Source organism: Stenotrophomonas sp. 1L-E-5-B-C3 (assembly GCF_057292075.1).
This window is the reverse complement of the sequence record NZ_JBXAWS010000005.1, coordinates 18,966-39,175: the sequence shown is the minus strand read 5'-3', so window position 1 is coordinate 39,175 and position 20,210 is coordinate 18,966. Positions and strand designations below refer to the sequence as shown.

The 20,210-nt window shown below is 67.5% G+C and carries 21 protein-coding genes; 8 read left to right on the top strand and 13 right to left on the bottom strand.

Annotated features, from left to right (window positions below; genetic code table 11):
- Nucleotides 1-171: 171 nt before the first annotated feature.
- The 3 genes from AC0Z6F_RS08090 to AC0Z6F_RS08080 form a co-directional block, all read right to left on the bottom strand.
- A complete protein-coding gene (locus tag AC0Z6F_RS08090) occupies nucleotides 172-711 on the bottom strand; it encodes a DUF411 domain-containing protein (protein ID WP_012511195.1) in 540 nt (179 codons plus the stop codon).
- A 116-nt stretch (nucleotides 712-827) separates the two neighbouring features.
- Nucleotides 828-1,163 carry a hypothetical protein gene (locus AC0Z6F_RS08085; RefSeq protein WP_079993562.1) on the bottom strand — a complete coding sequence of 112 codons (336 nt, stop codon included), beginning with the start codon at nucleotides 1,161-1,163 and terminating at the stop codon, nucleotides 828-830.
- Nucleotides 1,164-1,188: 25 nt separating this feature from the next.
- A complete protein-coding gene (locus AC0Z6F_RS08080) occupies nucleotides 1,189-3,474 on the bottom strand; it encodes an FdhF/YdeP family oxidoreductase (protein ID WP_012511196.1) in 2,286 nt (761 codons plus the stop codon).
- 243 nt (nucleotides 3,475-3,717) lie between these two features.
- On the opposite strand from AC0Z6F_RS08080, the gene fdhD reads away from it, so the two are divergent.
- Nucleotides 3,718-4,566 (top strand): formate dehydrogenase accessory sulfurtransferase FdhD, encoded by an 849-nt coding sequence (gene fdhD / locus AC0Z6F_RS08075; protein ID WP_012511197.1) that lies wholly within the window; start codon nucleotides 3,718-3,720, stop codon nucleotides 4,564-4,566.
- A gap of 38 nt (nucleotides 4,567-4,604) precedes the next feature.
- Here the strand turns inward: fdhD and AC0Z6F_RS08070 are convergent, their stop codons facing one another.
- Nucleotides 4,605-5,141, bottom strand: a complete 537-nt coding sequence (locus tag AC0Z6F_RS08070; RefSeq protein WP_012511198.1) for a carboxymuconolactone decarboxylase family protein — start codon at nucleotides 5,139-5,141, stop codon at nucleotides 4,605-4,607.
- A gap of 106 nt (nucleotides 5,142-5,247) precedes the next feature.
- Between AC0Z6F_RS08070 and AC0Z6F_RS08065 the strand changes: the two genes are divergently transcribed.
- Entirely contained in the window at nucleotides 5,248-6,129 is an 882-nt protein-coding gene (locus AC0Z6F_RS08065; protein WP_485617016.1) for an AraC family transcriptional regulator, read from the top strand.
- A gap of 116 nt (nucleotides 6,130-6,245) precedes the next feature.
- Here AC0Z6F_RS08065 and AC0Z6F_RS08060 read toward each other — a convergent pair whose 3' ends face one another.
- The 8 genes from AC0Z6F_RS08060 to AC0Z6F_RS08025 form a co-directional block, all read right to left on the bottom strand.
- Nucleotides 6,246-6,803 (bottom strand): TetR/AcrR family transcriptional regulator, encoded by a 558-nt coding sequence (locus tag AC0Z6F_RS08060; protein ID WP_485617014.1) that lies wholly within the window; start codon nucleotides 6,801-6,803, stop codon nucleotides 6,246-6,248.
- A gap of 4 nt (nucleotides 6,804-6,807) precedes the next feature.
- The gene (locus AC0Z6F_RS08055; RefSeq protein WP_485617012.1) at nucleotides 6,808-8,340 is read right to left on the bottom strand and encodes an MFS transporter; all 1,533 of its coding nucleotides are present in this window, start codon (nucleotides 8,338-8,340) and stop codon (nucleotides 6,808-6,810) included.
- A 181-nt stretch (nucleotides 8,341-8,521) separates the two neighbouring features.
- Nucleotides 8,522-9,271, bottom strand: coding sequence for a hypothetical protein (locus AC0Z6F_RS08050; protein WP_012511202.1), 750 nt, complete (start codon nucleotides 9,269-9,271; stop codon nucleotides 8,522-8,524).
- A complete protein-coding gene (locus AC0Z6F_RS08045) occupies nucleotides 9,271-9,891 on the bottom strand; it encodes a DUF3299 domain-containing protein (protein ID WP_012511203.1) in 621 nt (206 codons plus the stop codon). The genes AC0Z6F_RS08050 and AC0Z6F_RS08045 overlap by 1 nt, the downstream gene beginning before the upstream one ends.
- Nucleotides 9,881-10,432: a DUF3299 domain-containing protein gene (locus tag AC0Z6F_RS08040; protein ID WP_485617011.1), complete on the bottom strand. Its 552-nt coding sequence runs from the start codon at nucleotides 10,430-10,432 to the stop codon at nucleotides 9,881-9,883. The genes AC0Z6F_RS08045 and AC0Z6F_RS08040 overlap by 11 nt, the downstream gene beginning before the upstream one ends.
- 2 nt (nucleotides 10,433-10,434) lie before the next feature.
- Nucleotides 10,435-11,688: an ABC transporter permease gene (locus AC0Z6F_RS08035; protein ID WP_485617009.1), complete on the bottom strand. Its 1,254-nt coding sequence runs from the start codon at nucleotides 11,686-11,688 to the stop codon at nucleotides 10,435-10,437.
- Nucleotides 11,681-12,376 carry an ATP-binding cassette domain-containing protein gene (locus tag AC0Z6F_RS08030; protein WP_485617007.1) on the bottom strand — a complete coding sequence of 232 codons (696 nt, stop codon included), beginning with the start codon at nucleotides 12,374-12,376 and terminating at the stop codon, nucleotides 11,681-11,683. Before AC0Z6F_RS08030 ends, AC0Z6F_RS08035 begins: the two co-directional genes overlap by 8 nt.
- Nucleotides 12,373-12,906, bottom strand: a complete 534-nt coding sequence (locus tag AC0Z6F_RS08025; RefSeq protein WP_012511207.1) for a ZrgA family zinc uptake protein — start codon at nucleotides 12,904-12,906, stop codon at nucleotides 12,373-12,375. The genes AC0Z6F_RS08030 and AC0Z6F_RS08025 overlap by 4 nt, the downstream gene beginning before the upstream one ends.
- Before the next feature lie 32 nt (nucleotides 12,907-12,938).
- On the opposite strand from AC0Z6F_RS08025, the gene AC0Z6F_RS08020 reads away from it, so the two are divergent.
- The gene (locus tag AC0Z6F_RS08020; protein WP_485617006.1) at nucleotides 12,939-13,415 is read left to right on the top strand and encodes a MerC domain-containing protein; all 477 of its coding nucleotides are present in this window, start codon (nucleotides 12,939-12,941) and stop codon (nucleotides 13,413-13,415) included.
- Nucleotides 13,416-13,529: 114 nt separating this feature from the next.
- Here the strand turns inward: AC0Z6F_RS08020 and AC0Z6F_RS08015 are convergent, their stop codons facing one another.
- On the bottom strand, nucleotides 13,530-15,662 hold the full coding sequence (locus AC0Z6F_RS08015) for a TonB-dependent receptor (RefSeq protein WP_041864527.1): 2,133 nt from the start codon (nucleotides 15,660-15,662) through the stop codon (nucleotides 13,530-13,532).
- A gap of 188 nt (nucleotides 15,663-15,850) precedes the next feature.
- On the opposite strand from AC0Z6F_RS08015, the gene AC0Z6F_RS08010 reads away from it, so the two are divergent.
- From AC0Z6F_RS08010 to AC0Z6F_RS07990, 5 genes are all read left to right on the top strand, one after another.
- On the top strand, nucleotides 15,851-16,705 hold the full coding sequence (locus AC0Z6F_RS08010; RefSeq protein WP_012511210.1) for a helix-turn-helix domain-containing protein: 855 nt from the start codon (nucleotides 15,851-15,853) through the stop codon (nucleotides 16,703-16,705).
- A 111-nt stretch (nucleotides 16,706-16,816) separates the two neighbouring features.
- Entirely contained in the window at nucleotides 16,817-17,194 is a 378-nt protein-coding gene (gene copC, locus AC0Z6F_RS08005) for a copper homeostasis periplasmic binding protein CopC (protein WP_012511211.1), read from the top strand.
- A gap of 10 nt (nucleotides 17,195-17,204) precedes the next feature.
- A complete protein-coding gene (gene copD, locus AC0Z6F_RS08000; RefSeq protein WP_012511212.1) occupies nucleotides 17,205-18,089 on the top strand; it encodes a copper homeostasis membrane protein CopD in 885 nt (294 codons plus the stop codon).
- A 45-nt stretch (nucleotides 18,090-18,134) separates the two neighbouring features.
- Complete coding sequence (locus AC0Z6F_RS07995; protein ID WP_006370165.1) at nucleotides 18,135-18,833, top strand: heavy metal response regulator transcription factor; 699 nt, start codon at nucleotides 18,135-18,137, stop codon at nucleotides 18,831-18,833.
- Nucleotides 18,830-20,197: a heavy metal sensor histidine kinase gene (locus tag AC0Z6F_RS07990; protein ID WP_012511213.1), complete on the top strand. Its 1,368-nt coding sequence runs from the start codon at nucleotides 18,830-18,832 to the stop codon at nucleotides 20,195-20,197. Before AC0Z6F_RS07995 ends, AC0Z6F_RS07990 begins: the two co-directional genes overlap by 4 nt.
- Nucleotides 20,198-20,210: the final 13 nt, after the last annotated feature.

Here is a 20,210-nt window from a genome sequence, read left to right as displayed (position 1 = left end):
CTGTAGAGTCGAGCTTGCTCGACTGAAGCAGAGCAGTCGAGCATCGCTCGACTCTACAAAAAAGCAAGTCGAGTGTGGGCTCGACTCTACAAAGAGCAAGCCGAGCGTGGGCTAGGCTCTACACAGGACGCGTGGAAGGGTGCCGGTCAATACCACCGGCACCCGTGACTGTCAGCCGCCCTGGCCGTGCTGCGCGAACGGCTCGGTGGTGCCATCGGTGCGCACCAGCTCGACGGTATACGGCTGCACGTAGCCGTCCGGCATTTCCATGCCCGGCGAACCGGCCGGCATGCCGGGTAGCACCAGCCCACGCGCCGCCGGACGTTCGGCCAGCAGTCGCTTGATGTCCTCGGCCGGGATGTGGCCTTCAACCACGTAACCACCGATCTCGGCGGTGTGGCAGGACGCCTTGCCGACCGGCACACCCAGCCGGACCTTGATCGGGTTCATGTCATCGGTATCGCGCACATCCACCTGGAAGCCTTCGGCCTTCAGGTGGTCGACCCATATGCCGCAGCAGCCGCAGCTGGCGGTCTTGTGCACGATGGCGATGGGTAGTGCCGGATCCACCTGCGACGGGCTGGCCTTGATCGGTGCCGCCGGGGCTTGGCTGTCAACCGGCGCAGCAGGCGATTCTTCGGCAGCACGCGCGCAGGCGGTGGTGGCCAGCACGGTGCCCAGCAGCAGGCCGAGGGAGAGAGAGCGGTTCATGGTGTTGATTCCTTTGCAGATGCGGGCAACGCGGCCCGCTGCCTGCGCATCGAAGGCACAGGCAGAGTCGAGAATGAGTCGAGCAGCTACGGCAGGCGCTTGAGGCCTGCAGGGAATCACACGATGGGCGGCCGTAGCGGATCCGGCATCGGCGGCGGTGCGCGTTGCTGGGCGCTGGCTGGCAAAGGCGCCTCACGCCAGGGTGACGCTGGCGTTCCGCTCAGGGTGGCCAGCATGCCGAGGCTGGCCGGCGGGCATTCGCACTCATTGCTCTGGCAGACCGTTGATGCTGCCTCGTCGCAGCATCCGGCCATGGCCGCCGAATGCGGTGCGGCGCAATGGTCCGCGCTGGACTGCGCCGCGTACGAGGATGAGGCAACCGCAAGCGCCGGTGCGTTCAGCACCAGGGCAAGGAGGAGCATCCATCGCAGCAGCAGGCCAGGCAGGTTCACCCGACGATGATAGCCGATGCGCGGGTCACGCAATCGCCGCCACCATTGCGCTCATCCGCACCGGGATCGACTTGGCCGCTGGGGTACCGCTGACCCGGTCGTAGTAGTCCAGCGGCAACAACGGGTTCAGTTCCGGGTAGTAACCGGCCAGGGCGCCGCGCGGCATCGGGTAGTCCAGCACGGTCAGGCCTTCGATGCGCCGCTGCACGCCATCGCCGCTGATCGTCTCCAGGCAGACCAACGCCTCCTTCTCCAGCCCGCGCGCCAGCCGGTCCTCGATGTTCATGAACAGCACCATGCGGTCGTTGTACACGCCGCGGTAGCGGTCGTTGTAGCTGTAGATGGTGGTGTTGTACTGGTCGTGCGAGCGCACCGTGGCCAACCGCAGCATCCCGGGATCGTCCACCGGCGCGTCCACGTCCAGGCCTGGCATCACCAGGATGTTGGCCTTACCGTTGGGCGTGGGCCACACCCGACGGCGCGGTGGAATGTCCAGGTGGAAGCCATGCGGCTGCTGGATCCGCTCGTTGAAGCCGGCGTAGATCTCCGGGTACACCGCCGCGATCAGCTCCCGGATGGGAGCGTAGTCATGCATGCACCCCGCCCAGTCGACCTTGCTGTGCGGCAATGTTGCCATCGCCATGCGGCAGACGATCTCGACCTCCGGGAGCACGTCCGTGCTGACCGGCTCGAGCACGCCGCGCGAAGCGGTCACGTTCGACATCGCGTCTTCGATGGTGACGAACTGCTCGCCGGCAGGCGTAACGATGCGCTCCGAACGCGCGACTACCGGCAGAATCAAGGCATCGCGGCCATGCACCAGGTGACCCCGATTGAGCTTGGTGGCGATGCCGACCGTCAGCTCCAGGCCGCGCATGGCCTCGTACGCGCGCGGCGTATCGGGCACGGCGTGGATGAAGTTGCCGCCCATACCGATGAACACCTTGGCGCTGCCGTCCAGCATCGCCTCGATCGATTCGACCACGTGATGACCGTGCTCGCGCGGCGGATCGAAGCCGAACACCCGCTGCACGCGATCCAGATAGGCCGGCTTGGGTTTCTCGTCGATGCCGACGGTACGGTCGCCCTGCACGTTGGAATGGCCACGGATCGGTCCGATGCCTGCGCCGGGCTTGCCGAAGTTGCCACGCAGCAACAGCAGGTTGGCCACCTGCTGCAGCAGGGTCGATCCATACTGATGCTGGGTCAGTCCCATGCCGTAGCAGATCACCGTGGCCTTGGAGCGGATGTAGATCTCGGCGCAGCGGCGGATCTGCGCCTGCGTGATGCCGGAGACCTGCACGATCTCGTTCCAGTCCTGTGCCATCACGTCCGCGCGCAGTGCGTCCAGGCCTACCGTGTGCTCAGCCAGGAAATCGTGGTCAAGCACGCGCTCGCCCTGCGCTTCGCGCTCGAACATCACCTTCATCATGCCCTTGATCAGGGCCAGGTCGCCGCCGATGCGGATGTGCACGAACTCGCTGGTGATCTCGGTCGAACCGAACGTGGCCATCTGCACCATGTCCTGCGGTTCGGCGAAACGGATCAGCGCGCGCTCGGGCATCGGATTGACCGCCACGATCGGGATGCCGCGTTTGCGCGCCTCGACAAGGTTGCTCATCATCCGCGGCGAATTGGTGCCGGTGTTCTGGCCGATCACGAAGATCGCCTCGGCGTGCTCGAAATCCTGCAGCACGATGGTGCCCTTGCCCACGCCGATGGCCGGCGGCAGGCCGCGGCTGGTCGGCTCGTGGCACATGTTCGAGCAGTCCGGGAAATTGTTGGTGCCGAACTCGCGCACGAAGATCGAATACAGGAATGCAGCTTCGTTGGGCGTGCGGCCGGAGGTGTAGAACTCCGCCTGGTGCGGGCTGTCCAGCGCCTGCAGATGACGGCCGATCAAGGCAAACGCCTCGTCCCAGCTGCACGGCACGTAATGATCGGTGGACGCGTCATAGCGCATCGGCTCAGTCAGCCGGCCCTGCATCTCCAGCCAGTAGTCGGTCTGCGCCATCAGCTCGGTGACCGTGTGCTGGGCAAACAGCTCGCGGCCGGCACGGAACTGGGTGGCTTCCCAGGCCAGCGCCTTGGCACCGTTCTCGCAGAATTCCAGCTTCTTGCGTTCGTCGGCATCGGGGAACGCACAGCTGGGGCACTTGAAGCCACCGGGCTGGTTCATTGCCAGCAGCGCCTTCGAGCCCTTGCCGATCACACTCTGCTGCAACAGCACCTTGGCCGTGGCACCGGCGGCACCCCAGCCACCGGCCGGCTGGTTGTAGGGCTTGTAACGCGGCGGCTTCTGCTCGGACATGTTCGGGAACCTGGCGGGAGGAACACAACAATCAACGGCGCGAGACGGGCCGGATGCGGCTTCTGCAGCGCGACCAGCCCCGCAGTCAAGCACGGACAAGGCCGCTTCGCCAGAGGCAGACGCTGTTTTCAGCGCAGCCTGCCATGACAACGGTTACACCCGCGTCAGCGCCCGGCCACTGCGCTATTCTCGAAGCCGTGGGTGGTCCACCACCTGCGTATTTCCCTTGCCCGGACGCGCTGCATGCCTGACTCGACCCCGCCGCACACCCCGCCTGCCGGCACGGCCCAGCGCCCGTTGCAGCGCTGGCGCAGCGAGGGGCACCAGCAGCAGGTCGACGTGGTGGCCGAGGAAGTGCCGGTTGCACTGCGCTACAACGGCGCCGCCTTCGCGGTGATGATGGCCACGCCCTGCGACCTGGAAGACTTCGCGCTGGGTTTTTCGCTCAGCGAGGGGCTGATCACTACGCCCTCGCAACTGCTGTCGATCGAGGTCCGCCCGCAGCTGGAGGGCATCGAACTGCAGATGACCGTTTCCGACGACGCACCCGGCGCCGATCTGGATCCGGCCAATGGCCGCCTGCTGCCCGGTCGCGGTGGCTGCGGCCTGTGCGGCACGCGCCAGCTGGAGGATGTGCTGCGCCCGCTGCCGCAGATCCGCGAGCGCCGCACCTATCCTCATGCCGCGTTGCAGCGGGCGCTGGCCACGCTGGCGCAGCATCAGCCGATGAATGCGGTGAGTGGATCGACGCACGCCGCGGCCTGGGCCGATGCCAGCGGGCGGATTGGCTGGGTGCGCGAGGATGTGGGCCGTCACAATGCGTTGGACAAGCTGATCGGCGCCCTGCATCACAACGAGCACGCCATCGACGGTGGATTGCTGGTGATTTCCAGCCGCGCCAGCTATGAGATGGTCAGCAAGGCGATACGTGCGGGTGCCAGCGTGCTGGCAGCGGTGTCGGCGCCGACCGCGCTGGCGATCGACCTGGCCCGCAGTGCGGGACTGTGCCTGGTCGGGTTCGCGCGGGAGAGCGGGTTCAATGTGTATACCCATCCCGAACGGCTGCAGGCGGACGACAGCCACGATAACTGAGAACGGCCGGGAGCAAGACGCCCCCGGCCTGATGGACCTCAGCGCAGCGCCACCTTGGGGAAGTCCACCGGCACGTCGAACGCCACGTTGACGTAGTTGGTGAACAGGTTGAGCGCCACATGGGCGAGGATCTCGACGATCTGCTCGTCATCGAAGCCGGCTGCGCGCAGCGCCTGCACATCACCGTCGGTGATCTGTGCACGCTGTTCAACCACCTTCAGCGCGAAGTCGAGTGCCGCCGAGGTGGCCGGATCGCTGGACTGGCCGATCTGCGCGGCGGCCATCTGCTCGCTGCTGGCGCCGGCCTTGCGACCCAGCGCCGTGTGCGCGGCCAGGCAGTACCCGCAGGCATTGTGGTTGGCGATGGCGACGGCGATCTGCTCGCCCAGCAACGGCGACAGGCGACCGCCGCCCAGTGCGCCGAACGAGCCCCACATGCTCTGCAGGGCGGCCGGCGAATTGGCCACGGCGCGGAACATGGCCGGGGTGGCGCCGAAGGCGGCGTGGACCTGGCCCAGCAGCGCCTCGCGGTCGGCGGTGGTGGCGGAAGCATCGATCAGGGGGACACGGGACATGGTGGATCTCCTTGGGAAAGCGCCCGGGATTGGACGACCCGCTCATCCTAGGTAGACTCGACGGACGTATTGGTCGCAATCAGCCACACATGTTGTCCATTCGTCCATGAGCATGCCCGCCGACACCTCCGCACCCGACCGCCTCTCCTCTCTGCTGGAACGCTTCCGGGTGCAGGCCGCGCTGTTCCACAGCGGTCCTCTGTGCGGGCGCCATGTCTTCGAGCCGCAGCCCGGTCGGGCGTTCCTGCACATCCTGCGCCAGGGTGAAATGGAGGTCCGTCATCCCGACGGCGATATCGCGCTTCCCCGCTTGAAGATCGACGCGCCCAGCCTGCTGCTGTATCCGCAACCGCTGCACCATGTGTTCTTCAATGCGCCGCTGGATGGCCCCGACTTCACCTGCGCCACGCTCGACTTCGATGGCGGCGCGCGCAATCCCATCGTGCAATCGCTGCCGCCGGTGATGGTGGTGCCGCTGTCCGCGATCAGCGAGCTGGACGACACCCTGCATCTGCTGTTCACCGAGGCCGACCGCCAACGCTGCGGTTCGCGGCTGCTGACCAACCGGCTGTTCGAGGTGGCGCTGATCCAGATCCTGCGCTGGGTGGTGGATCATCCCGATGCGGCCGGGGTCAGCCACGGGCTGATGCGTGGGCTGTCAGATGCACGGCTGGCACGCACACTGGTGTCGATGCACCAGGCGCCGCAGGACGAGTGGACGCTGCCACGCATGGCCGCGACAGCCGGCATGTCGCGCAGTGCGTTCGCAGCGGTGTTCAAGGAGGTGATGCAGGCGACGCCGGCCAGTTATCTACTCGACTGGCGGCTGAGCCTGACCTGCGCGCAGTTGCGTGCGGGCGTGGCGGTCAAGCAGGTGGCGATCGAGGTGGGGTTTGCCGATACCGCGTCGTTGTCGAAGGCGTTCCGCAAGCGGTTGGGGGCCTCGCCGAGGGCGTGGTTGGCGGCGACCGCAGCACAGGTCGGGTAAATGGGTGAGGGGTAGAGTCGACCGCTGGTCGACTATCGCGCGCAGCGCGGGGTTTTCGTGAGCAGCCGACCAGCGGTCGGCTCTACCAAGAGCGATGCCGCGCGTTGGCCGATGGCCTAGCTGGCCGGTCCATCGTTCTTCGCCAGCAGCCCGGCGATGCGCTCCGCTACCTGGGCGCGCACGCTTTCATCCAGCTGCCCTTCGTACATCGCTTCGTAGATCCACAGGCCATCGGCCGCCAGCCGCGCCACGAAATTGTCGAGCGCGGCCGGATCCTGTTCCGCGGCCGACGGTGGCAACGGCGCCCAGCGCCGCACTGCCGGTCCCCACGGACGCTCGTCGGCGTCCGGGTCAGCCGATTCGAGCATGAACATCAGCTCGGCACGGGTGGCGCTCTGCGCCGACACACGCACGAAGGTCTGGTAGCGCTCCAGCGCCGTGGCCTCGCCTGCGGTCTTGCCCAGCAGCGCCTCCATCGACGCTTCCCAGGCCTGCACCAGATGCTCGTCGATGCCGCGCAGCAGCGCTTCGCGCGACGGGAAGTGGTACAGCAGGCCGCCACGGGTCAGCTTGGCCTCGGCGGCCACCGACTCGAAGGTCACCGCGCGCACGCCGTCACGATTGATCACGTTGACGGCGGCGTCGAGGATGCGGTCGCGCTTGCTGGTTCTCATCGCGTCATTTTACGCGATCGGCCGCACCCTCGCGGCCACCGACGCGCCCCCGCAACAGGCGCGCGATGATCGCCGCGCCCACTGCCAGCACCACCGTGATCACCAGCAGCACGATCTGGTAGCCACGGTCATACGCGGCCGTGGCCAGTGCGAACCACTCGCCCTGCCCGCTTTCGCGTGCGGCATGCAGCGCCTGGGTGAAGCCCTCGCGGGCAAGCTCGGGCATGTCCGCCGGGACCGGCAGGAAGGCGCCGTACATTGCCGCACTCAGGCTGCCCAGCATCGCCACCGCGAGCAGGCCACCAAACTCGTAGGACACCTCTTCCACCGACGAGGCCATGCCCGCGCGGTGCGCCGGTACGTTGTTGAGGATGGCAGTGGACGCCACCGAGATGGCCGAGCCCATGCCGAAACCGGTGATCGCCATTCCCGCCACCACCCAGCCGAGGCCGTGCGGGAAGCCGAACGCCACAACACCGACACCCACGGCGCCAGCCGCCAGGCCACCGCAGATCAGCGGGCGCAGGCCCACGCGGTGCAGGATGCTGCCACCCAGCAGCGCACTGGGCAGGCTGCCCAGCGCCGCCACCGATACCAGCAGGCCTGCCTGCAGCGGTGTGAAGCCCGCCACCAGCTGGAAACGCTGGGTGGTAACCAGCTGCAGGCCAGCCATCGCGAACAGGGTGAATACCGCCGACAGCGTGCCGGCCAGGAACGCCGGATTGCGGAAGATCGCGAAGTCCAGCAACGGGTACGGCAACTGCCGCTGGCGACGTGCGAACGCCGCGCCGCTGATGACGGCCAGCAACAGCGCACCGGCACCCAGCGCATACGACGGCGGCGTGGCGATCAGCGACTTGATGGCCAGCACCAGGCCGGACAGCGCCGCCAATGCCAGCAACGAAGACACCAGGTCCCACGGCCGCGAGGTATCGCGCTGGCCTTCCGGTGCCAGCAGCAGGGTTGCAACGAAGGCCACCACCACCACCGGCACGTTGATCAGGAACACCGAGCCCCACCAGAAGTGCTGCAGCAGCCAGCCGCCGATGATCGGGCCGAGACCCGCACCGACGATGGCCACCGAGCCCCAGATCGCGATGGCAATGTTGCGCTCGCGCTCTTCGTGGAAGCTCAGGCCGATCAGCGCCAGCGTGGCCGGCATCATCGCCGCCGCACCGACCGCCAGGAACGCACGGGCGGCAATCAGCTGTGCGGCGCTGTCGGCGAAAGCCGCCGCCAGCGAGGCGGTGCCGAAAACCACCAGGCCGATCAGGAACATGCGGCGGTGACCGATGCGGTCACCAAGCGTACCGGCGCCCAGAAGCAGGCCGGCCATCACCAGCGGATAGGCGTTGATGATCCACAGCGCCTGGCCGGCACTGGCCGAGAGTTCCTCGGTGAGGGTGGGCAGCGCGGTGTACAGCACGGAGTTGTCGAGCGTGACCAGCAGCAGGCCAGCGGCGACAGTGAACAACAGTGCCCAGCGACGGGCACGCGACAGGGCCGGAGCGCCGGCCAAGGGCTGGGACAAAGCCATGGGGAAACCTGATGGGGTGGAGTACAGCCATAACTATACAGGATGTCCTGTATAGTTATGAGAAGGGCGCCAGACGTTCAGATTTCGTCCCGGGCAGTGTTCATGTTCCGGAGAACGGTAGCGCCGGGCCATGCCCGGCCAACGGGGTACCCGCAACAAGGCCGCCAGGCATGGCCCGGCGCTACCGGCAGTCTTCCGGCAGCGCGACGATCACCGACACCACCGCACCCTGCATGCCCTGCCCCACGGCCATGTCCAGCTCCCCGCCCGTTGCCCCATGCTGGCGCCGCAGTTCGTCCTCGCACAGGCCCCGCACCCGCGCACGCGCATTGGCACGCAGGCTGCTGCACCGCCAATCGGTGCCCCCCAGCGGCAACACCGAATACACCACGCTGTTGCAGGCGTTGCCTGCCCGCTGCTGCAGCGACAGGCCACCGAAATCACGCGGTTCGCTGCTGCTCTGTGGATCGAAATAGCTGTCCGGGAAGGTGCGCGCGTACTGTTCGATGTCCACCTGCATGCTGCGCCCACCGGCCAACGGCATCTGCAGCGGCTGGCCACAACGCGTGGCGTCTGCACGATGCTGGATGTACTGGTAGATCGGCCGGTCCAGCGTTGGATCCTGCTGGGTCACCGCACTGACCGCCGCCAGCACCGGCAACGATGCACGATTGGCCATACGCGCCAGCAGCCCCGTCTGTGCCGGCTGGCAGCGGTCGCGCAACGTGGCCGCCAGCAGGAACAGCACATCATTGCGAAAGGCGTGGTCTTCGCCCAGGCGTTGCTCGATGCGCTGGCTGGCATCGGCTGCCGGTGCCGGAAACGCGACCGCCGGAGGCTCCGGGACTACGGCGCGCCGCTGCCAGCACACCGCCAACGCTACGCCTGCTGCCGCCAACACCACCGCAGCGATGATCCAGCGCGCGCGCATCAGTTGTGGATCGCCGTCAGCGTCGCCGCTGCGGCGTCGTAGGACGCGCTGGCGATATCCGCATCGAAGCGCTTGACCTGCAGGCGACCGGCCAACCGGTACGGATCCCACAGGTCGCCCAGCGCGATCGGCGTGGCCAGGGTCACATGGATGATCTGGTTCGGCGGCGGTGGCGGCACATGGATGCAGGCCCCGTAGAACGGCACGAACAACAGTTCGTCGACCAGTCCTGCGTCGTTGGTGCCCAGCGGCACCACGTAGCCATCCAGGTCAACGGCGCGGCCATCGGCAGTTTCGACCACCTGCGATGAACCGAACTGCTTGGCGCGATCGGGACTGGAATGGTCGATCTCCTGCCCCGGTGGCGTGCCCGAGCCGGTGTCGTCGATCAGCCCGCCCACCCCGTCCATGCCATTGCGTGACAGGCCGATCAGCGGCGGCGGGCGCTGGTAGGTCACTTCGTCAGGCCGCAGTGCATCCCAGCGGTCGATGGGCGCCTCGGTCGTGGCCGGCTGCGCCGCTGCCGGTGCCGCGGTGACGGTCGCGGTGCCCCCACCCGCCTGCGTACACCCCAGCAAGCCCAGGCAGCACGCCAATCCGATCAGGACGCTACGGTTCATACGGCCTCAGCTGCGCATCGCGCATGGTGTAGGCGGAGCCGGCCAGATCATCGTCCAGCCGTTCGGCGCGCAGGGTGCCGGCCAGGAAGAACGGCGAATACATGTCCGGCATCTCGATCGGGCGCGGCAGCACTACGTGCACGATCTGGTTCGGCGGTGGCGGCGGCACATGGATGCAGGCGCCGTAGTACGGCACGAACAGGAATTCGGTCAGCCGCCCGTCCTGCGCGTTGGCCAGCGGCACCACGTAACCCGGCAAGCGCACCGGCCGTTGCAGCACGGTATCCACGGTGCGGAACGTACCGAACTGCGGCATGCGCCGGTTGCCGTTGTGCTCGACCTCCGGCCCCTCGCCCCGCTCCAGCGCGGCCAGCTCGTCCTTCGGCATCATCTGCAGCCAGTCCAGCTCCTGTTCTTCGGCAGCTGCCGAGGCATCGTGATCGACCACCGGTGACGGCGGCAGCGCCTGCACGCCGGTATCGACCGGGCGTTCGCAGGCGGTCAGCACCAGCAACATTGGCAACAGCGGCAACCAGCGCATGCTCAGCCCCCGGGTGACAGGCCATCGGCCAGCGTGCGCCGATAGGCCAGCAGCGCCGGTACCAGGCCGGCCACCCCGCTGATCGCCAGCACACCTGCGACCCACGCCAGTTCGCGGCCATCCGGCCAGATGTGGGTGATCGACAGGCCAAAGTTGGCCAGCGCCCAGCCACGCCCGGCCAGGCTGGCCACCACCAGTGCGGCCAGTGCGAGCACGCAGGCAAGCGCGCTGGTCGCCACCGCCTCCACCACCAGCAGGCTGGCGATATAGCCCGGGCGTGCACCGATCGCACGCAGCACCGCCATCTCGCGCCGGCGCTCCTGCAGGGTCGAGACCAGCAGCGCCACCAGCGAGACCATGCCCAGCAGCACCACCATTGCACTGATCAGCTGAAGTGCCCGCTCGGCCGTGCCCAGTGACTGCCACAGCTGCTGCAGGGTCACGCCAGGCAGGATCGCCAGCATCGCCTCATCCGGATACTCGTTGATCCTGCGCTGTACCGAGAACGTGGCGATGCGCGAGTTCAGCCCGAGTATGAAAGCGGTGATGCTGGTCGGGGTCAGGTCCAGGTGGCGCGCCTGCTCGGCGCTGACGCTCTGGCTGCGCAGCTGCACGCCGGAGCGCCAGTCGACATGGATCGCCTCGATGGCCGGCAGCGAGACCAGCACCGAGGAATCAACCGGCGTGCCGGTGCGCTGCAGGATGCCAGCCACACGGAACGGCTTGTCGGCATGCGTGGCCAACGTGACCGCGCCGGTGCCATGGGCCAGCACGATCTCGTCGCCGAGGCCGACCTTCTGCGCGCGCGCCACCTCTGCGCCGATCACGGCGTCGTACAGGTCGTCGAACGGCCGCCCCTGTGCAAACGCCAGCGCATGCCCCGCGCCGTAGCGGTAGTGCTCGAAGTAGCCGCCACTGGTGCCGACCACCCGGTAGCCGCGCCACGAATCGCCCAGCGACAATGGCACCGCCCACTTCACCTGCGGCAGCGAGGACAGCTCCTGGTAGGACTGCCAGGACACGTTGTTGGTCGGGTCACCGATGTGGAACACCGAATACAGCAGCAGGTTCACCGGCCCGGAGCGGGCACCGACGATCAGGTCCGTGCCTGAAACGGTGCTGGCGAAACCTTCATGCGCCTGCGTGCGCACGCGCTCAACACCGAGCAGCAGCACCACGCTGAGGGTGATCACCAGCACGGTGAGGCTGACGCTCAATGCGCGGCTGCGCAGGCTGGCCCAGGCAAGTTCAAGCATGGGTGCCACCTGCGTGATTGACCTGCGACAACGCGATGGTGCGGTCGAACAAGGGCTGCAGGCTTTCATCGTGGCTGACCACCAGAACCGTGGTACCGGCGGCCCGGCACTGTGCGGACATCAGCTGCAGGAAGGCGGTCGCGGCTTGACGATCCAGCGCCGAGGTCGGCTCGTCGGCCAGCAGTACTGCGGGGCGGCCGATCAGGGCGCGTGCAGCGGCCACGCGTTGCTGCTGGCCGACACTCAGGGTGCCGGCCGCACGCTTGGACAGCGCCGGATCCAGCTGCAGCGCTTCCAGCAGGCGCAGGATCTCGTCGTCCAGCGGCCCGCTGATGCGCTCACTGCGCACCGGAGAAAAGCGCAGGCCAAGCGCGATGTTGTCGCGCACGCTGAGGAACGGCAGCAGGTTGAACTGCTGGAAGATCACGCCCAGGTGATCGGCACGGAAGCGATCGCGCGCGGCACCCCGCATCATCTGCAGCGCGTGACCCGCCACTTCGACGCGCCCCCTGCCGGGTAGCAGGACGCCGGCCAGCAGGCCGAGCAAGGTGCTCTTGCCGCCCCCGCTCACTCCACGCAACAGCACGCTGCTGCCCTGCTCTATCAGCAGCTGCGGGATGTCCAGCACCAGGCGTGTTGCGTAGCCGAACTGCACATCCTCCAGTGCGATCACCGCTGGCGTGCTCACGGCGCCAGCACCACGCGCAGGTTGTCGGCACTCAGCACGCTGCGGTCCTGGCCGTTGGCCGTCGCACTGTTGACGATGACTTCGTGCAACCCGGGGAACAGCACCGGCAGGCGCACGACCAGGGCGCGCAATGCACTCGGATTCGTGCAGCGATACTGCAGGTTGGCACTGAAACCGGCGTGGCGATGCTGCCCGGCCGCTGGCGCAGCGGCGGTCGCAGCGAAGCCTTCGGCACTGGCGTCACTGCTGGCCAGGCGGCAGTTGGCGGCGGTGGGCAGGGTGACCCAGCTGCCGCCCTTCAGCAATGCCGTGGCGCGCGACAGTGCCGCCTGCTCGGTCGCGTTGGCGGGCGGTCGCTCGAAATCAAGAATGCCGATGCCCGGCGCCTGCAGGGCGAACTCCAGCGTTCCCTGGTCGAGAGCGAGATCAACAGTGGCCTGGCCGTGCACGTGTGGCGCGTGCTGGCGGACATCGTGTGCCTGAGCCGCGTTGGCAGCCAGCAGCAGGAAAAGAGCAGCAGGAAGCTTCATGGGGGAGACTCCAATTGTTACTATGTAACATAATGGACCACATCCCCCCGACCCCCGCAAGGGCTCTGGCCCAGCCGCCAACTTCGGCACGCTGGCATCCCCGTTTCGATCTGGCCGGCGCCTGGCTGTCGCTGGCCTGCGCCGCCCATTGCATCGCCCTGCCACTGCTGCTGGCCTTCGTGCCAGCGGCAATGATGGCGCTGCGCTCGTTCCAGCACCCCGGCCACGGTGTGATGACGCTGCTGTTGATGATGTCGCGCTGGGAATGGTTGTTCGCATTGATGGCCTCGACGCTGGCGCTGGCCAGTACCACGGCCGGGCTGTACCGGCATGGGCGCTGGCTGCCGGTGCGGCTGGCCCTGGTTGGCGCGATCCTGCTGGTGTCAGCGTCGCTGTACCTGCCGTTGAAGGAATCGCTGCTCTGGCATGGCGTGGCCACCGCCTGCGGTGGCGTGCTGCTTGCATGCGCGCACATCGGCAACCGGCGGGCATTGCACCAGCACCGGTAGCGTTCCGAAGATGCCGGCCAGCGGCCGGCACTACCGTTTCGTTGGAAGCGCGGGCCGTCTGCGCCGCACCACCGCCGGTAGCGCCGGCCGCTGGCCGGCGCACGGCCCGCCTCCTCAGAAGCGGTAACCCACTTCCGCGCCGAAGATGCGCGGGCTGTCGACCGGTCCGTAGTAGTTGCCGTCGCGGCCGAAGGCCAGGTTGTCGAAGATCAGGCCGTTGATGCGGCGCTTGTTGGTCAGGTTCTGCACAAACACCCGCGCGCTCCACGGCCCGGTCTCGTAGCCCAGCTGAGCGCCGAGCACGGCCACTGCGGGCTGGAACGCGCGGTTGCGTTCATCCAGTGCACTGGAGCCGGTGAACTGCGATTCCAGCCGTGCATAGATGCCCGAGTCGAACTGATAGCGCGCCGCCAGATAGCCAGTGTAATGAGGGGTCAGCTTGACCCGCTTGCCATCCAGGTTCTGGTCCACGCTGACCCACAGCTTGGTGTACTTCGCATCGACGTAGCCCACATTCGCCATCAGGGTGAAGCCCGGCAGCACTTCAAACACGCCCTCCAGCTCGGCACCGCGGGAACGGATCGAGGCATCCGAACCTACGTAGTCCGACGAGATCGGGCGGCCGTTGGCATCGGTGGCCACCTGGATCTCCTGCCAGTTGTCCGAGGTGATGTGGAACAGCGCGCCGCCGATGTGGCCACGACCGCCGGCCAGGTTCATCTTGAAGCCCAGCTCATGGCTCCACATGCGTTCAGACTCGTAGCGCAGCACCTTGTCGTTGACCACATCGCTCTGCGCCGCAGCCAGATTGAAGCCACCCGGAATGTAGCCCTTGGCCGAGGCCGCGTAGAAGGACAGGTCGTCAGTGGCGTCGTAGCGCAGCGACACCCGCGGCAGCGTGGCCGAGAAGGTATGTGCCAGCGCGGCATCGCGGTACAGCACACGGCCACCGGCGCCCAGATCCAGCGCACCGGCACGCTGTTCGGTGGCGCGCCGTGCCTGCTCATGGCGCAGGCCGGCGCTGGCCGTCAGCTTCGGCACCGCCGGGAAGGTATAGCTGGCGGTGGCGAAGACGCTGTAGTCCTCGCCCTTGGAGGTCTGCCGCGGTGCCAGGTTGTAGCTGTCCAGCCCGTGCAGCGCCGGGCCGACGAAGGTGCCGAGGATCGAATCCTTGCTGTTGCGGTAGGTCGACACACCGGCCATCCAGGTCAACGCCTGGTCGCTGAGCGAGCTGAAGCGCGCCTCGGCCGTCCATTCCTTCTTCCTGTCGTAGATGCGACCGGCCAATGCCGGGCTGTTGGTCATGTCGAAGTCGTAGCCGGCCGAGGTCACCTCCTCGTCCCGCCAGGAAGCGGCCACGTCCAGCGTGCCGGCCTGCAGCTGCCATTGCGCACTGAGGCCGGCCACCGTTTCGTCCTTTTCGGTGCGCTTGGGCGCGTCGTTGATGTAGGTGAAGTCACCGGCACGGCGGCCGCCATTGAGCGATGTGCCGTAGGTGCGGTTGTAGAGGCCGGTATCCAGCGGCAGGTATTCATACTCGAACATGCCCGGCGCGCGGGTGCGCAGGTGATAGGCCAGCGCGTTCACCGAAACGTAGTCGCTCGGCCGCCAGCGCAGCTTGCCCTGGAGGTAGCCTTCGCCGACCTTGCCGCGCGCACCGGAAGGCGTGAGGTTCTTCAGGTAGGCGTCCTCATCGGAACCCATGAACGCCACCGAGCCGGACAGGCTGCCGTCCCGGCTCAGTGGCCCGGCGAGGAAGCCATCGATGGCGGTGCCGTTGCCGTTGCCGAACCAGGTGCTGCGCAGGTTGACCTCGCCTTCGCGCTTGTCCGCAGGACCACGCGTACGCACCAGCACCAGGCCGGATTCGCTGTTGGCGCCATACAACGTGCCCTGCGGACCGCGCAGCACCTCCACCGACTCGACCTGGTTGAGCACGGCATTGCTCAGTTCGCGGAACGGAATGCCGTCGATGTAGACCGAGGCACGATTGACCAGGAATGGATTGGACTCGATGCCGCGGATCGAGATGAACATGTTGCTGAGCTGGCCCATCGCATTGAACTTGACGTTCGGCGCGAGCTTGTCGAGGTCACGGAACTCGGTGACGCCCGCTTCTTTCAGGGCCTGCCTGTCGAGCACCGTCACCGACAGATCGCTCTTCAGGTAAGGGGTATCGCGCTTGGAACCGGTGACGCGGACACCGTCGAGCGTGGCCGGGTCGGCCTGCTGGGCAAGGGCGGGCAAGGCAGGAACGAGCAGGGATGCTGCGATGAGCGCGGCAGCAGGCGTAGACGACTTCAAAGCGGGAACCTCGACGGATGGAGTGGCGGACGCGCGGGCGGCGGCAGCGCGGGACAAGAGTGTTATCCTGTAACATTAGCGTCCTGCCGCCACTCCATTTCCGGCAGCGCCGCTCCATTCCCGGATCCGTGATGCCCGCCCTCGCCGACCAGTTGCTGCAGGAAACCCGGTCGCAGGCCCCTGCTGCCTACGCCAGCGATGACGGTGCGGTGGTGCTGCTGCGCCATCGTTTCGACGCCAGCGAAGGCGAGATGGGCCATCCGCACCAGCTTCGCCTGGGCCTGGCCGTGGACGGCGGCGGACGGCTGCAGCAACGCACCCTCAACGGCCTGCTGCAGGCGCCGTGGCGGCCCGGCCAGTTCAACCTGGTGCTGCCGGGAGACACCGGCACCTATGCCAGCCCCGCGGTCGATCTGCTCGGCATCGCCATCGATACCCGCCTGCATCCGCAGGATCCGCAGCGGTTGCAACACCTGCAGCCGCTGGCGGCGCGGCTGCACCACGACCCGGTGATCACTTCGGTACTGCAGGCGTTGTGGTGCAGCGCGCAGGCCGATGTTTGCCTGCCCGGCTTCCTCGAGCATGGCGCCCAGGTCCTGCTGCATCGCCTGGGTCAGCTTGCCGGACTTCCCTGCAGGGAACGCGGCAGGGACACGGCACTGTCCACGCGGCGACTGCAGCAGCTGGAGGCTTACATCGATGCACAGCATGGCCAGCCTCTTGAAGTCGCACAGTTGGCCGCTGCGGTGCAGATGGACCCGTCCACGTTCGGTCGTGCGCTGCGCGCCGCCACCGGCCTGCCACCCTATGCGTTCCTGACCCGACGCCGCATGCAATGGGCGCGCGGGGCACTGGCCCAGGGATGCAGCGTCACCGAGGTTGCGCTGGCCAGTGGCTACGCCAATCCCAGCAAGTTCAGCGCGGCCTTCCGGCGTGTGGTCGGTTGTTCGCCGTCAGCCTGGATCGCGCAGTCGCGGGCCCGGTAGCGCCGGCTGCGGGCCGGCAGCCAACATTACAGACCGGTAATGTTCGCGTCAGGGCAGCGAAAGGCGCGCTGCATCACCCTGAGGGCAACTTCCCGACAGGCGTTCCCGCACATGATCCGCTCCCTGCTCCGCCCCACCTCGCTCGCCCTGCTGCTGTCCGGCCTTGCGGTCGCACCGCTGGCGCTGGCCCATCCCAGCCTGGTGCGCGCAACGCCGGCCGCCGACGCCACCGTGGCCCCGGCCAGCCAGATCGAGCTGCAGTTCAGTGAAAAGGTGATGCCGCGTGCCACCCGCATCGAACTGAGCATGGACCATGGCCGCATGAAGATGGCGATGCCGACCACTGCGCAGGAGATCTCAGAGGACGGCCACACCCTGCGCGCGCGCTTCGCCAAGCCGCTGCCTGCCGGCACTTACGCGCTGCAGTGGCGCGCGGTCGGCCAGGACAGCCACCCGATCACCGGCAACTACCGCTTCACCGTGAAGTAAGGCCACCGCTGTGGCCGAGCTTTCGCCGTATGCGCTGCGGCTGGTGCTGTATGCCGTGTTGATGCTGCTGTTCGGGCGGATGCTGTTCGTCCGGCCCGGGCTGCCGCGCGGCGTCTCGCTGACGCTCACCGTGATCGCGTTGGTACTGGTCATCACCGACGCGGTGACCCGGTTGTCCGGCGTGCTTGGCGTATCGCCGGCCGACATCGACGGCGAGACCGCGCGCTGGTTTCTTGCCGGTACGCCGGTGGGTGAAGCGGGCCTGCTGCGCATCCTGGCCGTACTGGCAATGTTGCCACTGCTGGCCATCAACCGCCCCGTACAGGGCCTGCGCCGCCTCGCACTGCTGGCACTGTCTGCCAGCGCATTGGCCAGCCTTTCCTGGAATGGCCATGCCGCCGCCGGCGACGGGCTCGGCGGCACGCTTCGGCTCGGCGCCGGCATGCTGCATCTGCTGGCCGCCGGCGCCTGGGTCGGGGCGATCGCCGCCATCCTGCAGCTGGCGCTGCGACCGCAGGGCCTGCGTCTGCGCGAACGCACCCGCGAGCTGTGGCAGGCCGCGCACAGCTTCGCTGTGCCCGGCACAATCATCGTCGCCCTGCTGGCGATGACCGGCACCTATACCTATGTCGATCTCGGCGGCTCGCTGCACACCCTGGCCGAAACCGCACATGGGCGCTGGCTGCTGCTCAAACTGGCCCTGGTCGGCGGCATGCTTGGGCTGGCCGCGCTGCATCGCTGGCGGCTGGTGCCGGCGCTGGCGGTTTCCATCCGCGGAGGCTGGCAACCCAGGCCACTGCGTTCGCTGCGCCACAGCCTGGCCTGCGAAGCGGTGCTGGCGCTGCTGGTGCTGGCCTGTGTAGCGGTACTCGGCACCCTGGACCCGGTGGCATGAACCACCGCTGCCGACCCACCCGCAAGCTGCGATGATGGCCGCATCATGAAACTGCTGATCGTCGAAGACGAACCCAAGACCGGCAACTACCTGCGCCAGGGCCTGATCGAGGCCGGCTATGTGGTCGACCTCGCCAGCAACGGCATCGACGGCCTGCATCTGGCCGAGAGTGGCGAGTACCAGCTGGTCATCCTCGATGTGATGCTGCCCGGCCTGGATGGCTGGACCGTGCTGTCGCGGCTGCGTGGAGCCGGCTGGCCGCTGCCGGTGCTGTTCCTGACCGCGCGCAGCAGCATCGCCGACCGCGTGCAGGGCCTGGAGCTGGGCGCCGATGACTACCTGGCCAAGCCCTTCGCTTTCGCCGAGCTGCTGGCGCGCGTGCGCACGCTGCTGCGCCGCGGCCAGGCGGTGCCGCAGGTTGAACGCATCGTCATTGCCGACCTGGTGGTGGATACCCAGCGCCGCCGGGTGGAGCGTGGCGGCCAGCGCATCGCGCTCAGCCAGAAGGAGTACACCCTGCTGGAGCTGCTGGCACGCCGCCGTGGCGAAGTGCTGCCGCGCTCGCTGATCGCCTCGCAGGTGTGGGACATGAACTTCGACAGCGACACCAATGTCATCGATGTGGCGATCCGCCGCCTGCGCGCCAAGATCGACGATGATTTCGCCGACAAGCTGATCATTACCGTGCGCGGCATGGGCTATGTACTGGAGGCGCCGGACGACGGCGCCGCGCGCAACGGATGAGCCTGCGCCGCTCCATCGCGGTGCGGCTGACGCTGCTGTTCGCCACCGTGGCCACGCTGGTGCTGGCGGCACTGGGCGTGGCGATCTATGTCAGTGCCCGTCACGATCTGGTCGCACAGGATTTCACCGAGCTGGAGAACAAGGTCGCGTTGATCAGCGACCTGGCCGGCAATGGGCCTGCGTCCGTTCGCTGGCAGCGACTGGCAGAGGCGCTGAGCCACCATCCGGATATCGCCTTCCATATCGTTGATGGAGACGGCACCGTGCTGTTTTCCACCGCGCCAGCGCTGCTGCGCGAACACGCACGCAGCCAGCCTGTCGACAGTGCCTTCCGTCGGCACGACTGGATCCTTGCCGACGGAACGTGCATGCATGCACTGCACCTGCGCCAGACCCTGGCCGACGGCAGCCAGCTGCTGATCCTGCTGGCCATTGATGACGCCCGCCATGCAGACTTCCTGCAGCGCTTCCGCCACCTGCTGGCGATCGCCATCATCGGTGCCGCCGTGGCCAGCAGCCTGCTGGGTGGCTATGTGGTGCGGCGAACGCTGCGGCCGCTGCGGACGCTGGCCGATGAAGCCCGTCAGATCACCGCAGGGCGCCTGCAACGGCGGTTGAACGCGCGCAGCGCGCCGGCCGAGCTGGAACAGCTGGCGCAGACCCTCAACGGCATGCTGGCGCGATTACAGCAGGACTTCGCGCGCCTGACCGAATTCTCCGGTGATCTGGCCCACGAGCTGCGCACGCCGATCACCAACATGCTGACCCAGGTACAGGTGGTGCTGGCCCACCCGCGCAGCAACGAGGCCTACCGTGAGACGCTGGCCTCGTGCGCCGAAGAACTGCAGCAGTTGGCGCAGACCGTGGGTGACCTGCTGTATCTGGCGCAGGCCGAGGCGCCGGGCGCACTGCCTTCGCGCGAGCCGGTGGCGCTGGATGCGGTGGTGGATTCGCTGCTGGAGTTCTATGGGCTGCTGGCCGAGGACCGGCAATTGGCCCTGCGCCGCGACGGCGACGTGCGCGTGGAAGGCAACCGGCTGATGCTGCATCGGGCAATCGCCAACCTGTTGTCCAATGCGTTGAAGCATGCGGTGCCAGGAAGCGAAGTGGTCGTGCGGCTTTCCGGGATTGATGGCGTGTGCCGGATCAGCGTGCACAACAGAGGCACGCCGATTGCCGCCGAAGCCCTGCCGCGCCTGTTTGACCGTTTCTACCGGGGCGAGCGAGGCCGCCATGAAGGCGTCGGGCTGGGTCTGGCGATTACCCGTGCCATCGTGCAGGCGCATGGCGGCAGCGTGAGCGTTGCGTCGGACGAAACCGGCACTGTGTTCGAACTGGTGTTGCCAAGCGCTGCCACCTGGTAGTGCCGGCCGCTGG

What these genes read in the sequence shown, in the direction of transcription:
- AC0Z6F_RS08080 (WP_012511196.1), bottom strand. Translation starts at nt 3,474, where the DNA reads ATGTCCGAGCAGAAGCCGCCGCGTTACAAGCCCTACAACCAGCCGGCC.
- AC0Z6F_RS07995 (WP_006370165.1), top strand. Translation starts at nt 18,135, where the DNA reads ATGAAACTGCTGATCGTCGAAGACGAACCCAAGACCGGCAACTACCTG.
- copC (WP_012511211.1), top strand. Translation starts at nt 16,817, where the DNA reads ATGATCCGCTCCCTGCTCCGCCCCACCTCGCTCGCCCTGCTGCTGTCC.
- AC0Z6F_RS08040 (WP_485617011.1), bottom strand. Translation starts at nt 10,432, where the DNA reads ATGCGCTGGTTGCCGCTGTTGCCAATGTTGCTGGTGCTGACCGCCTGC.
- fdhD (WP_012511197.1), top strand. Translation starts at nt 3,718, where the DNA reads ATGCCTGACTCGACCCCGCCGCACACCCCGCCTGCCGGCACGGCCCAG.
- AC0Z6F_RS08045 (WP_012511203.1), bottom strand. Translation starts at nt 9,891, where the DNA reads ATGAACCGTAGCGTCCTGATCGGATTGGCGTGCTGCCTGGGCTTGCTG.
- AC0Z6F_RS08020 (WP_485617006.1), top strand. Translation starts at nt 12,939, where the DNA reads ATGGACCACATCCCCCCGACCCCCGCAAGGGCTCTGGCCCAGCCGCCA.
- AC0Z6F_RS08055 (WP_485617012.1), bottom strand. Translation starts at nt 8,340, where the DNA reads ATGGCTTTGTCCCAGCCCTTGGCCGGCGCTCCGGCCCTGTCGCGTGCC.
- AC0Z6F_RS08035 (WP_485617009.1), bottom strand. Translation starts at nt 11,688, where the DNA reads ATGCTTGAACTTGCCTGGGCCAGCCTGCGCAGCCGCGCATTGAGCGTC.
- AC0Z6F_RS08025 (WP_012511207.1), bottom strand. Translation starts at nt 12,906, where the DNA reads ATGAAGCTTCCTGCTGCTCTTTTCCTGCTGCTGGCTGCCAACGCGGCT.
- AC0Z6F_RS07990 (WP_012511213.1), top strand. Translation starts at nt 18,830, where the DNA reads ATGAGCCTGCGCCGCTCCATCGCGGTGCGGCTGACGCTGCTGTTCGCC.
- AC0Z6F_RS08050 (WP_012511202.1), bottom strand. Translation starts at nt 9,271, where the DNA reads ATGCGCGCGCGCTGGATCATCGCTGCGGTGGTGTTGGCGGCAGCAGGC.
- AC0Z6F_RS08010 (WP_012511210.1), top strand. Translation starts at nt 15,851, where the DNA reads ATGCCCGCCCTCGCCGACCAGTTGCTGCAGGAAACCCGGTCGCAGGCC.
- AC0Z6F_RS08065 (WP_485617016.1), top strand. Translation starts at nt 5,248, where the DNA reads ATGAGCATGCCCGCCGACACCTCCGCACCCGACCGCCTCTCCTCTCTG.
- AC0Z6F_RS08090 (WP_012511195.1), bottom strand. Translation starts at nt 711, where the DNA reads ATGAACCGCTCTCTCTCCCTCGGCCTGCTGCTGGGCACCGTGCTGGCC.
- AC0Z6F_RS08070 (WP_012511198.1), bottom strand. Translation starts at nt 5,141, where the DNA reads ATGTCCCGTGTCCCCCTGATCGATGCTTCCGCCACCACCGCCGACCGC.
- AC0Z6F_RS08060 (WP_485617014.1), bottom strand. Translation starts at nt 6,803, where the DNA reads ATGAGAACCAGCAAGCGCGACCGCATCCTCGACGCCGCCGTCAACGTG.